The sequence below is a fragment of the Chryseobacterium sp. WG23 genome (genome assembly GCF_024586575.1).
Taxonomy (GTDB): domain Bacteria; phylum Bacteroidota; class Bacteroidia; order Flavobacteriales; family Weeksellaceae; genus Chryseobacterium.
Genome location: NZ_JALCZE010000003.1, coordinates 387,558 through 401,427, shown reverse-complemented (window position 1 = coordinate 401,427; position 13,870 = coordinate 387,558). Strand labels below are relative to the sequence as shown.

At 33.7% G+C, this 13,870-nt stretch carries 12 protein-coding genes; all 12 read right to left on the bottom strand.

The features are described from left to right. Positions 1–489 precede the first annotated feature (489 nt). On the bottom strand, positions 490–1,176 hold the full coding sequence (locus tag MP477_RS07035) for a hypothetical protein (protein ID WP_230032374.1): 687 nt from the start codon (positions 1,174–1,176) through the stop codon (positions 490–492). Positions 1,177–1,187: 11 nt separating this feature from the next. After that, positions 1,188–2,051 (bottom strand): dTDP-4-dehydrorhamnose reductase, encoded by an 864-nt coding sequence (gene rfbD / locus MP477_RS07030; protein ID WP_257189751.1) that lies wholly within the window; start codon positions 2,049–2,051, stop codon positions 1,188–1,190. Between the two features lie 41 nt (positions 2,052–2,092). Beyond that, positions 2,093–2,578, bottom strand: a complete 486-nt coding sequence (locus tag MP477_RS07025) for a thioesterase family protein (RefSeq protein WP_084087138.1) — start codon at positions 2,576–2,578, stop codon at positions 2,093–2,095. A gap of 70 nt (positions 2,579–2,648) precedes the next feature. Continuing rightward, positions 2,649–3,152, bottom strand: coding sequence for an OmpH family outer membrane protein (locus MP477_RS07020; RefSeq protein WP_230032378.1), 504 nt, complete (start codon positions 3,150–3,152; stop codon positions 2,649–2,651). Positions 3,153–3,218: 66 nt separating this feature from the next. Continuing rightward, positions 3,219–3,773: an OmpH family outer membrane protein gene (locus MP477_RS07015; RefSeq protein ID WP_230032380.1), complete on the bottom strand. Its 555-nt coding sequence runs from the start codon at positions 3,771–3,773 to the stop codon at positions 3,219–3,221. Positions 3,774–3,781: 8 nt separating this feature from the next. Then, on the bottom strand, positions 3,782–6,325 hold the full coding sequence (locus MP477_RS07010) for an outer membrane protein assembly factor (RefSeq protein WP_257189750.1): 2,544 nt from the start codon (positions 6,323–6,325) through the stop codon (positions 3,782–3,784). Positions 6,326–6,353: 28 nt separating this feature from the next. Further along, positions 6,354–7,103 (bottom strand): isoprenyl transferase, encoded by a 750-nt coding sequence (locus tag MP477_RS07005; RefSeq protein ID WP_230032382.1) that lies wholly within the window; start codon positions 7,101–7,103, stop codon positions 6,354–6,356. Between the two features lie 5 nt (positions 7,104–7,108). After that, a complete protein-coding gene (locus tag MP477_RS07000) occupies positions 7,109–7,999 on the bottom strand; it encodes a porin family protein (RefSeq protein ID WP_257189749.1) in 891 nt (296 codons plus the stop codon). Between the two features lie 213 nt (positions 8,000–8,212). After that, the gene (locus tag MP477_RS06995; RefSeq protein ID WP_257189748.1) at positions 8,213–10,720 is read right to left on the bottom strand and encodes an exopolysaccharide transport family protein; all 2,508 of its coding nucleotides are present in this window, start codon (positions 10,718–10,720) and stop codon (positions 8,213–8,215) included. Positions 10,721–10,724: 4 nt separating this feature from the next. Further along, entirely contained in the window at positions 10,725–11,597 is an 873-nt protein-coding gene (locus MP477_RS06990) for a polysaccharide biosynthesis/export family protein (RefSeq protein WP_373567409.1), read from the bottom strand. Positions 11,598–11,635: 38 nt separating this feature from the next. Further along, entirely contained in the window at positions 11,636–12,754 is a 1,119-nt protein-coding gene (locus tag MP477_RS06985) for a glycosyltransferase family 4 protein (protein ID WP_257189746.1), read from the bottom strand. Positions 12,755–12,865: 111 nt separating this feature from the next. Next, entirely contained in the window at positions 12,866–13,867 is a 1,002-nt protein-coding gene (locus tag MP477_RS06980) for a glycosyltransferase family 2 protein (protein WP_257189745.1), read from the bottom strand. Positions 13,868–13,870: the final 3 nt, after the last annotated feature.

The window sequence follows — 13,870 nt, the reverse complement described above, 5'->3', positions numbered from 1 at the left end:
TTTTTAATGAAGCACTCTCTCTGTCAGTGGCGCTCCATATTTGCGAGTGCAAAAGTAAAACTTTATTTCGTAATGACCAAATGTTTTCGAAAGAAAATTTAAAGTTTATTTGATAACCTTAACTCCTTCTATAACCCTTAATCTTCTATACTCCTGCGCTCCCGTATTGGGACTGCAAAGATACAAATCTTTTTTACTTCCGCAACTTTTATTTCTAAAAATTTTGAAGCCTTTTTTAGACTTATTTTCTTTTCGAGTATATCGTTTTATGCTTATCTAAAAGCCCTTCTGCGCTTACTGAGTCTCTTTCGTTTTTCAGTGCGGCAAAGGTAAGCCAACTTACCTATACCAAACAAGTTTATGTAACAATAAATTCATATTCCGTTCATTTTTTATCTTAACACGCTGGAAGGTAAGGGTAAAAAATTTTAAACAAAATATAAATTTTGGGCATCTGGTATTTAAAAACAGGAATAAAATAGGATATCCTTATTTTAATGGTGTATCATCTTTATAGATAAGGCTCAGAAACTCGGCATAGGATTTTTCCAAACCATGAACATCTCCGGATTTAAGATTCAAGCCACCATTTCCGGAAGTATCTGATTTAACTTTCAAAGATGAAATCTGAAAATACATATTATCCTTATTATCTTTTGGCTGAACTTTTATAGTAGAGCCTAAAAGTTTTTTTGTTGAAACAGTATAGATTTCTCCGGGAACAATTTTTACTTTTATAAATGTCCGGGGCTGTAAGGTATAGTCTTTCTGATTAACGCTTATTTTCTGTGCTTTTTCTGAAGAGGCAAATACATATACCATACCGTCCTTTCCTACTAATTTTTCTTTGGGTGTATAATAGAGTCCGATTTTATAGTTTGCTACATTAAAGGGTTGGGGAGTTCCATCGACATTTTCAAATGGTTTTAGTGCAAATGTATTGGCTCCGATTTCTTTTGCTTTTTTATATACTAATGAAAAAATTCCAGCGTCATCTTTTGAAAATCCCTGAACTTCTATTTCTCCCAGATAAATTGTTTCTGATATGGTATCATCTTTCCTGTATAGAAATTTATCCTGGTTATCATTTGTTTTTTCTACTTTAATCAGGTAAACATTTTGTGCATTCCAAAACTGGAAGCATAATACTGAAAAGACGATTGCTAAATTTTTCATATGCTGTATAATTATTGTTGTGAAAGTATGCTTACACATTCTTCCAGGCTATTTTCCCAATGTTTAGCTTCTATATTGTAGATCTCTTCTATTTTATCTAATGACATGGTACTTCTGACCGGTCGTTTTGCCGGGGTTGGATATTGCTCTGTTGTCAGAGGATTTAGTTTTACTGACGATTTTGAAAACTCAGCAATTTTTTTAGCAAATTCAAACCATGTTGTTTCCGGATAGTTTGAAAAGTGGAAAATACCAAACGTTTTTACCGGAGATTCAATAATGCTCATTATTGCTTCAGCAAGATCATTGGCATTGGTTGGCTGCCCGAACTGATCGGCAACTATTCCCAGTTCATCTTTTTGAGAGAATAGATTCAGCATAGTCTTAACAAAGTTTTTATTAAACTCCGAATACAACCATGACGTTCTTAAAATAATAGTTTGGGGATTAATTTCCAAAGCAAGCTCTTCTCCTTTTCTTTTTGATTGTCCATATACTCCTATAGGACTTGTAAAATCATCTTCTGAATAGGCAAGGTTTGTATCTCCATCAAAGACATAGTCTGTAGAGACATGAATTAGGATACTTTTATAGTCTGTACAAGCCTGAGCAAGATGGGCTACTCCTTCAGCATTTACGGCAAATGCTTTTTCTTTCTCTTTTTCTGCCAGGTCTACAGCTGTATAAGCTGAAGCGTTGATGCAATAATCTGGCTTGTTATCGTAAAAAAAGTCATTAACCTGCTCTTCGTTTGTAATATCTAAGGTTTTTGAATCTGTAAATAAGAATTCATATGTATTTTCAAAATCGGGAGCAATTTTTCTAATGCAGTTTCCTAACTGTCCATTGCTTCCTATTACTAGTATTTTCTTCATTTATATTATTATTTTAAATTGATAAAGATTGGCTTTCAACTTTAAGAGTTTCTTGCGTTTTGAGATCTCAGGAATTTAACTCTTGGCTGAAAGTCTTTCTGTTCTAAATCTACATAAAACTTATGGAATGTCTCTTTGATATCTTCAGGATGAATTTCCGACTTTCTGGTTTTAATATTGAAATAAATAACCGTTACCCAAAGCACTGCATGAACAGTCTTTTCGTCCAAGCTTTTCATCAGAATTTCTACCTTGGCTGTCCTATCCTGTATTTCTATTGTTTTACTGCTTATTACGACCTGGGTATTGTATCTTACTTCTTTTAAATAGGCAATTTCATTTTGAATTGCGATCCAAGTACAGCCAGTCTGTTTAGTATATTCCTCATAGGTAAATCCATAAAATGTTTCTACATGATCCTCTCTTGCATTGAACATATAGTCCAGATATTTTACATTATTCAAATGTCCGATCGGGTCACAATCACTAAATCTAACTTTAACCGTGGTTGATACTTCTTTTTCCATTCCGCAAAAATAAAAAAACCACCTCTAAAAGAGGCGGTTAGTTTTATAAATCTTTGTTAATTCGCAGAAATTATTGAATTCCCAATTCTTTCTTTACAGCTGCAGTAGCATCTGGTCCTGCTTTGTAAACAAATGCTGCCGAATTTGCATCCATGATATAATCATATCCACTAGCTTTAGCTACTTTTTCTACTGCATCGTTTAGTTTTTTCTCAATAGGTGCGAAAGCAACATCTTGTTTTGCCTGTAGATCTTTTTGAGCTTTGTCCTGCATTTGAGCTATTTCTTCCTGAATTTTTTGTAATTCACCTTCTCTAGCTTTGTTTTCTTCTGCAGTTTTCTTAGGCGCTTCTTCAGTATACTGCTTTAGTTTTACCTGTCCTGCATCAGCTTTTTTCTTAATCTCAGCTTGTTTAGTATCTAAGAATGTTTTGATATCAGCATCTGCTTTTTTCTTTTCAGGCATTGCATTAAGAACTCCCATCACATCTAAAGTAGCAATTTTTTGAGCTTTTGCCATACCTACCGATACAACCATCATTACTGCTGCAAATAATACACTTAATTTTTTCATAACTGGTATAATAAATAATTTAATTTGTTTTTAGACTTTAAATTTAAGCAAAAGTTAATTTGATAATTACTTTTTATTTTTGCTATTCGATTTTTCTTTCTTATCTGTACCTTTCAACAAAATGTCTAAGACCTTGTCTGTAAAATCATATTTTTTCTGGAGAAAAATAACACTAATGTTATTGCTTTTATCAAGAACTATGCCCAAACCATTTTTCTCAGACATTGTTTTAATGGCATTCCATATCTGATCCTGAAACGGTAAAACAAGATTTGTTCTCAGTTTTGTAATTTCACCATTGGCTCCAAAACGAAGACTGGTAGTTGTTTTAACATTCTTATCAAGATCTACTACTTCTTTTTCTCTTAGCTTTAACTGATCTCCTATCAATAATACTTTTTCACTTTCAAATGCAGATTTCTTTCTTTCATACTCTGATTGCAGATTCTGAAGTTCTGACTGCCAAGTATCGATCTGTGAGTTTAATCTTGCTTCGGCTTCTTTATACTGAGGTAATTTATTTAAAATATAATCAGTATCCACCACTCCTATTTTCTGGGCATTATTAAACCCGAACAATAAAAGCAATACGAATGTGAAAGTTACTTTAAAGTTTTTCATATCTATAATTATAATGATTGGTTCATCAAGAAGTGAGTCTTCCATCCTGATGGTTCTGTTCCGGAAATTGTCTTATCAAATCCATAAGCGAAGTCAAATCCAATTAATCCAAATGCTCCCATATAAACCCTTACCCCTATTCCTACTGATCTCTTCAGCTGGAAAGGGTTATAATTTCCCCAAGAATTCCAGACATTACCTCCTTCAGCAAACGTCAATGCGTAAATCTTAGCTGTCTGATTCATTGAAATCGGATATCTTAGCTCTAAGGTAAATCTGTTATAGATGGTTCCGCCTCCTTTTGGAGTAATATCTCCCTGAGAAGCATCTCCTCCATAGGTAGAGGCATTTTCATATCCTCTTAAAGGGATTAATTCTCTACCGTCATATCTACCTCCGAAAAGACCGGTTCCTCCCATATAAAATCTTTCAAATGGCGGAGCTCCTAAATTACTGTTGTAGCCATCCATGAAACCCATTTCAGCAGAAGACCTTAAAACCAACTTCCCGGCAATTTCATTATATACATCTGCCTTGAATTTAATTTTATAGAATTCCATCCACTTATATTTATCGATAGCAGCCATTGTAGAATAATCTTTATTACCAAACAATGAATATGGAGGGGTCAGTTTTGCAGAAAGCTCGATATTAGAACCCATTGTAGGGAAAATAGGGTCAATACCCGCTGAATTTCTGCTCAAACCTACATTGATACTAAAGTTATTAGCATCTCCATAATATTCTGTAGTATCTCCAAACTGGAAAGGATAATTACTGAAGTTATACTTTTGGAACTGAATACCTGTATACAATGAGAAGTAATCATCAGGCCAGTTCAAATATCTGTTTAATCCGACAGTTGCCGAGAAGATATTTAATTTCTGTGAACCTCCAACGGCATCACTATATTTTACTCTTGAGTTATTTAAACTTACAGAAAGTGCAGTTGGTCTTGTTCCGAATAACCATGGTTCAGTAAATGAAATACCATAGTTTTGGAAATACTGTCCTGCCTGCATTTGGATAGATAATGTCTGTCCGTCCCCCTGAGGTACTGGTTTAAAGTCTTTAAATTTAAGGAAGTTTTTTAGGGAGAAGTTATTAAACGTCAATCCTAAAGTACCGATAAAGCTGTTACCCCCATATCCGGCCTGCAGCTGAACTTGAGAAGATCCTTTTTCTACAAGCTTCCAGTTAACATCTACTGTATTATCTATCTGATTTGGCTGAATGTCCTGTCCGATCTGTTGTGGATCAAAGAAAGACATCCCGGCAAGATCAAAATAAGTTCTTTTAATTTCTGTCTTTTTGAAAAGATCTCCAGGTCTTGTTCTTAAAGCTCTTAGGATAACGTGGTCATGGGTTGTCGTATTTCCTTGCCATGTTACTTTATTCCAAGTCGCCTGTTCTCCTTCATTAATTCTTATTTCAAGATTAACGGCATTTCCTGTTACGGACTTTTCTATTGGTGTTACATTGGAAAAAAGGTACCCATTATTCATGTATACAGATTTAATATCTGAATCATCTTCTTTACCACCATCTTCTCCAACTTTTTTGTTGAATCCTACGGCATCGTAAATATCTCCCTTCTTATATCCTAATAATCTCTGTAAGTAATCTGTAGGGTATACGGTATTTCCGGTGAATGTAACATCCCCGATATAATACTTTTTACCTTCATTCAACTTTACATTGATTTCGTAATTATTTCTCTTATTTCTCCATACAGAATCTGAAACAATTTTCGCATCTCTGTATCCTAAGGAGTTATAATAATTGATCAGTCCACGTTTGTCTTCCTGGTATTTATCTTCGATGAATTTTGAAGATTTCAAAATTCCACCGATACCAAAACGTTTTTGTTTTGTTTCTTTGAAGGCTTTATTTCTAAGTTTACTGTCTGTAATACTTTCGTTGCCTTCAAATTCAATATGGTCAATTTTTATTCTCTTACCTTTATCCACATTGATCGTCCAGTCTACTAACGCAGGATCTCCTGCATTAACTTTATCTTCAATGTTGATTTTAGCATCAGCAAAACCTTTTTTAATGTAGTCTTTCGGAATGTTTGTCTTAAGGCTTGAGATTAAGTTCTGAGTAATCTTTGTTCCCGGCTTCAGATTGTTATCTTTAGCAAGTTTTTCACTTTTAGATTTACCTATTCCTTTCCCTTTGAATTTTACTTCTCCAAGTTCTTTAAGGTCTTCCAGATAGAATCTAAGAATTACAGTTTGCCCTTCAATACTTTGAACATAAACTTCCACTTCGGAAAAAGATTGTGTATCCCATAGCTTTTTAACAGCATTGCTGATTTTTTGTCCTGGAATGTCTACACTTTCTCCTTTGGATAATCCTGTAAATCGTAAGATTTGAGCTGGTGTATATTTTTTTACCCCATCTACAACAATGTCTTTAAGTGTATAAGTACCTACTTCACTTTCTGCATGCACAGCATTGTTTACTTTTGTGCTATCCTGTGGAGTTACTTGTCCATAAAAATGCGCAGAAGCAGCAAACATAATGATGGGTAATAGTCTAAACTTCATTTTATCGAGTCTTTCTTTTCTTAAAATTTTATTGGCCTGTTAGTTGCTCACCGGTTAATCCGTATCTTCTTTCTTTGTTTTGGTAATCTACAATACACTGAAAGAAGATATCTTTGGTAAAATCCGGCCATAGAACATTTAAAAATTGTAATTCTGCATAGGCAATCTGCCAAAGAAGAAAATTACTTATTCTTATTTCTCCACTGGTTCTTATCAGCAAATCTACAGGAGGAAAGTCTTTTGTATACAGATAGTTTTCGAATAAATTTTCATCAATATTCTCTACCTCTATTTTTCCTTCTTTTACATCAGAACTTATATTTTTTATGGCATTCAAAATTTCGTTTTGTGAGCCATAGCTTATAGCCAATACTAAGTTTCCTTTTGTGTTTTCTTTTGTAAGTTCTACCACACGCAGCAATTGTTCTCTTACTAATGGAGGCAGTTTCTCTATATTCCCTATAACATGCATCCTTAATCCTTTACTGAAGATCTCTTCTGCCTCAAGCAGTAGAGTCTCTACCAATAGATTCATAAGGCTATTTACTTCTTCAGTAGGACGGCTCCAGTTTTCTGAAGAGAACGTATAAAGAGTTAAATAGGGAATATTGATCTCATTACATGCATTAATGGCATTTCTTACAGCATTAATGGCATTTTTGTGGCCGAAAGTTCTTTCTTCACCACGAGATTTTGCCCATCTTCCATTGCCATCCATAATGATAGCCACGTGTTTCGGTAAATTCTCAGAATTTATTTTATCTTTAATCAACGACATATTAATTACTCACAATAACATGGAGGTCTTCCGAATGAAAACGTCAGTCCTAAACTGAAAGTATTCATCCAATCATTAGATTTATCATCTCCAATATTTCTTTTTTTAATAAACTCCTCTTCTCTTTCTTTAGCAACAGCATAATAGTTTCCTGACTGCAATAATGAACCTCCGGTGGTAGGGTCTAAAATATCTGCATTATAAGAAGCTTTGATATCTTTAGGCAGAACTTTGCTGTGATCCAGCTGGTCTGTCAATGTATATCTAAATGTTGCTTCTGCAAATATAGCCCATGAATGGTTAAATTTATATTTCAAACCAACACCAAAAGGAATATGCATTGTCACTTTTTTTCCTAATGAATACTCGGTGGAAGTTTTAAAGTCCAATTCATTGATAGGCGCTTGTGCTACCCCATCAGCATCTCTTCTGAAATCATTTATAAGAGTAGCCTTGGGAGCATCAAACATTAAAGCTCCGATACCTCCGAAAATATATGGACTTACCATGCTTATCTGCTCGTTATTTATTGGAAAAAAGTTGTATTCAAACATTAAGCTTGCTTCATACACATTATTCTTTCCAAATGAGTTTCTATTTTTTCTGTATTCTTCTTTCGCAACCTTGTCGCTAAACTGAATCTGGTTATACCCTAAATCCAATCTAACAGTCTGGTGCGGATTAAAATTAAATCTATATAATAATCCTCCATAAAATGGGAATCCCCAATCTGAAACTTTATTTAAATCCAACGGCTTTTGTAAAATATAATTCGTACTTCCTACATCTCCCACTAGGTTACTCATACCTAGACGAACTCCCAATTCGTTTCTTTGTGCCTTAACACTTACTACTCCAAGGAGAGCAAGGAAGCTAAACAATAATTTTTTATTCATAAAAGAATATGGATTTATGGTTATTTTAAAATTTAATTTTTGCAAATATAAAACATTTTTATATTAATGATAATCTTAATGTTTAGTTAAAAATAAACAAAAAAACATAATTTGTTATAAAGTAAACGATAAAGTGGCAAAAATATTCTTTTTTTCACAGATTGAAAATACATAATATATAGAAAAACCCCCATTATATGAGGGTTTAAAGCTCTATTTTTTATTAAACATTGTCTGTACTTTATTCCTTATCCTGATTAGTAATGGTTCTTTATAATTTTTATCTTCATCAAAATAACCGTAACCATAGCCATAACCGTAGCCATAGCCATAACCGTAACCTTGTTTTGTGTTATAATCATTATAAATAAGTCCTAAATGATTAATTTCATTATTATGGTACTTATCAGTAATCATTTTAAGCATATATTTCTCAGTATACTCATGACGAACGACATAGATATTGGCATCAGAGTATTTCATTAATTCATAAGAATCTGCTACCAGACCTACTGGCGGAGAATCTATAATAATGAAGTCATATTTTTCTTTGAGCTCTTCCAAAAACTTAATGTTTCTCTGGCTCATTAAAAGTTCAGAAGGATTTGGCGGGATAGGTCCAGAGGTTGCTACATCTAAATTCGGAATTCTGGTTTTATTAACAATCTGGTCTATTTCTACTTCTCCTGTCAGATAATTTGAAATACCATATTTATTATCAATTTTAAAATCTCCAAAGATCTTTGGTTTTCTAAGGTCCATCCCTAACAGAATTGCTTTCTTATCACTCAATCCAATCACAGAAGCTAAATTGATAGAAACGTAGGTTTTTCCTTCTCCACCAATGGAAGAAGTCACCAGTATTACTTTTCCTTTTTCTTCTTCATTATCGTTATTCATTAAGAATCTAATACTCGCTCTTATTCCTCTAAATGCCTCTGAAACAGATGACTTTGGCTGTTCCAAAACAGTAAGCATATTTTCGTTATTGTTGTTTCCTATAACACCCAGTAGCGGAATTTTTGTTGCACTTAATAGTTCTTTGATATTTCTAACTTTATTGTCAAGAAGTTCTCCGATTAAAATAAATAAGAAAGGAAGGAGTAACATTCCCAACATAATAATAATCTTGGCCAGCTTTATATTAGGTGCGATAGGGTTTTGCCCTAAATTTTTGGCAGGGTCAATAACCGTGATATCAGACTGATTGGTTGCCATTCTCATCTGGGTATCATTCTGCCTTCCTAAAAGACTGTTATATGTAGATTCTATCATATTATACCCTCGTTCTGCATCCAGATATTTTCTTTCTTTTTCAGGATATAAAGCAAGGTCTGAATTGGCGTCCGAGACTTCCCGATCAATTTTATTGATCTCATCATAATATTTAGTATAATAATTTCTCAGACTATTTGAAGCACCCATTCTTGACTCATTAATAAGCCTGTTAATTTCTTTCATGGGTTCAGAATTCGCTTTATAAATCAAAGCCATTTCTGATCTTTTGGCATACAAAGCCTTCAGTTCGGTAACCGATGCAGAGAACATACCATCTTCGAAGCCTGCAGCGTTCGTTCCGATCATTTTGTCGAAATCCTGAGACTGAAGGGTATTCTTAATCGTATTCAGTGAACTTATTTTACTTACCAGATCAGCCTTTCGTGCTTCAAGTTCTTTTATCTTATCCAGAGACTTCTCATCCCTGTCTTTAATATTATAAAGTTTCTCTGATGTTTTTAAATAATTCAGCACTGAAGCACTGGAATCTAACTTCTTTCTTATATTACTTAAATTTCCCTGCAGATAAATTTCCGTGTTTTTATTTACTATATTTTTATCAGCGAGTCTTTTCTTTTGAAGTTCAGCTACAGATTTATTAAGAAAGTTTACTGTACTGTTCAGGTTGTACCCTTTTTTTACAATAACCATTATCGTACTGATCTCCTTATCGAAATCTACAGAAATTGTAGAAACAATATCATTAACGCTTTCATTGACAGTATTCAGGTTAATAATAATATTCTCAAATTTGATTTTAGGGGTTACCGAGTTTTGAACCAGCTTAAATCTTAAGTTAGGAGAATTATACCATTCATTTATCCTAATAATCTTATTAGCAGGTCTGGTGTAAGGTCTAACTGCCTGAAAGTTTTCCGCTTCATAGCTGTATAAGTTCGTAGATTCTCCTTCTTCCGGAAGAACGACTTCATATGTTCCATTTCCTTTTGGGATTAGTGTAATTGGGTAATGGGTCTGCTGAAGATGTTTTTTATCAATCTCAAGAAATACAGGAGAATCATCCTTATCCAAATAGGTAGACTTTATAAGTCCTTTGGTAGAATAATTAACAAAAAGATCCAGTTCTTTTACCAGAAACTCGTTGTGAGATCTCGATAAAAGCATCTTCTTTAAAAATATTCCATCCTGATTGCCATTTTGTCCCCAGATAAAATTAATAGACTGACTTGCCTGAGTGGGCTGTAAAAAGCTGGCAGTATTGTTTGAGGTACTTAAAGAAATATCTGAGGCAAATATATTCTGTGCATAATATTTACTGTATACCCAAGAAACGGCATAACCAATAAACAGCATAAGCACAAACCAATACCAGTTTTTAAGTACTCTTCTTACAAAATGTTCAATATCAAATAATGCAAACACCCCATACTTTTCTTTTGAGGAGTCATTTTTCCCTACTGTATTGTCTTTTCCTGGAATCATAGGATTAAAGTTTTTGTAGGATTGTATATAAAGTAAGTGCCGTTGTAATTGCCGTCACACTGGTAAGTAAGGTCTGAATAGGATCTTTTCCAAATCCGTTCAGGCTTTTCTTTCTGGTGTTAAGATAAATTTCATCTCCGTTCTGCACATAATAAAAAGGGGAATTCATAAGATCTTCCCGGGTAAGGTCTATTTTAGCAATTTTAATTCCTTCCGGTAATTTTCTATGAATTACAACATTTTTCCGGTCAATTGTTCTGTTCAGTCCACCATTTATAGCTAAGGCTTCGGTAATGGTCATTGTATTTTTATGAGCCACTTTTTCCCCTGAAATACCGGTAGTTTCTACATCTCCAAGAATATAATAAGTAATTCCGTTCGTATTTAATCTTACTTCAGATTTACCATCCTGAAAGTTTTCATTTACTTTTCCTTGAATTTCTTTGCTTATATCATCCAACGTTCTTCCTTCAGCTTTCACATAGCCTACTCCAAAAACATTGATATCACCGTTAGAGTCTACTTTTAAACCATTAAAGTAAAAATTTGTATTTCCTGCAAAACTAGCACCTTCACCAATGGCTCCGGTAGCCCTTCCTGCTCCGGAAGCGGCATTATTCAAAACGGGAATACCTACTCCTCCGGATGCATTATAGGCAGAATAAAACTGGGCAGCATCTCCTTTAGGGGTGGTAACGATGTTTAAATTGAGGATATCATTTTTAGTAATCCTATAAACAGGGATATTGTAGGGAACAAGACCTTCTTCGTTTATGACAAGACTCTCACTTGGCTGTAAATACCTTACATCCTTTGTTGTGATGCAGGAAGTAATTAAAAAGGGTAATATTAAAAATAAATACTTAAAGTTCTTCATCATGTTAAAATATGTTTACAAAAGTAAAGATTAAATTGTTAATTTTTGTTATTTCTTAACCGATACAATAAATCCGGTAAATAAGCTCCCAAAAAGCCCAATGAAATAATAACCAATAGCAGTAGATTTACATTCATATGTCTTAAATAATAGGCAATTCCTACAATCATCAGATAGTAAAGAATGATATAGAAGGATGATCTCCTGTGGGTAAGGTCAAGTTTCAGCAGCTTATGGTGGATATGGTTTTTATCTGCATCAAAGGGTGACTTTTTATTGTAAAGCCTTATCATAATTACATTTAACGTATCTACAATAGGCAGGATCAAAATAGCAACAGCCACAACAGGTGCTGATTGTAAGTGGTATCTTGGTACATCTACCAGTTTTTTATCAATAAAAATATCAATAAAACAAATGGAAGTAAATGCCAGTAAAAAGCCCAGCAGCATGGAGCCTGTATCCCCCATAAATACTTTGTTGGTCCTATAGTTTGACAGATTATAATACAGAAATGCCAAAACAGTTCCTATAATGACAACAGATAAAATAACTAGTGGATAATTGTATTCCCCCAATCTGTAATAGCTTATTCCGAACAAGGCACTGCAAATCACGGAATATCCGCCCGCAAGCCCATCTATACCATCTATCAGATTAAAGGCATTGATAAGAATAATGAAAGTAATAATACTAAATACAACACTTATGAAGTAACTCAGTTCATATACTCCAAATATTCCAAACAGACTTCTGATTCTGATATCTGAGCCGATAACCACTAATGAAGATACTATGATCTGTGCTACAAGTTTTTTATACGCTCTCATTACCACAATATCATCCATTACTCCTACATATAGCAGGATAATTAATGATGCAAATAAGAACTTATAGAGATCAAACAGCTCGTAGGCAAAAATAGAAGCACAGATTCCTATGGAATAGAAGATAGCTATACCTCCAAGGTTGGGAATTTTTCTGAGGTGTGAGCTTCTTATTCCAGGCTCATCCATCAGATTCTTTCTTCTTGAAATCTTTACAATGGTAGGTATAGAAAAAAAAGTGATTAAAAAGGAAAATATAAAACCCAACCCTATCTTCACATAGAAAATAGGTATTCCCGATCCGCTTAAGAACAATTCAAAATTTTTCATTTTTTTTCTTATTCAGTTACACATGCCTCGTTTGAAAAATCATCACATAGATATAACGAATCATCTACATCATAATGCTATTATCCGAAACAATAGTACTTACACTTGTGTTTACATTAATTTTCTTATCAGTTTCTTCTGCCCTGCAAAAAATAACAGATAAAAAATCTTTTTTTTCACTGGCAAAGATAAAAGATAATTCTTACCAAAACGATTATAGTTCAATATATCTTGAATTTTTATCTGTCTTTCTTTTACAAAAAACCCCAGCTGTTCAGCCATTTCATAAAACACTTCATCTTTTTTAACGAATGCGAGATACGCCAGAAACGAATACACTCCTTCAAAAATCTGAAAATTTTTCAGTTCTTTTCTTTTATGGGTGTACTGGGATTCATTAAAAGTATTTTCAACATCTGCTACTGCTTTCAGCATATCAAGTCCTTTTTCAGTATGGGTCTTTGTAATGGAGTCCGTACGTTCAAGGTACTGATAATGGTAATTCTGAGTCTGAGCAATAGTACTGCATTCCAGCAGCAACTGTGGAATAAGCTGAATATCTTCAAAATGTATCCCTTTCTTAAATCTTTTCTGATGAAAGAGTTCTTTTTTAAACAATTTGTTACAGGCAAAATAGCTGATATCAGAAAAGACAGAGAAGTTTTTTTCAAGGTCTATTTTCTCAGGCATATTAGGCATTTGAGTAAGTTTCTGGGTAATTGCTCCATGTTGATCCACCTTTTGAATATTGCAGATCACCATTTGAGTCTGATGTTTTTCCGCCAGCAGAAGCATTTCTTCAAACATTTTTTCTGTAACATAATCATCACTGTCTACAAACCCGATATAATCACCCGTAGCTCTGTCAATTCCGAAGTTCCGGGCATCACTTAACCCACCATTTTCTTTGGTGAAAGCTTTAATTTTCTCGGGATATTTTTGAGAATATTCTTTAATGATATCTTCAGAACGGTCTGTACTACCATCATTCACAACAAGAATTTCAATATTTTGAAGAGTCTGATTAACCAAAGAGTCAAGACATTTTGCCAAATACTTTTCGACATTATATACAGGAACAATGATTGAAACTTTTGAAAGGCTATTTATCATACA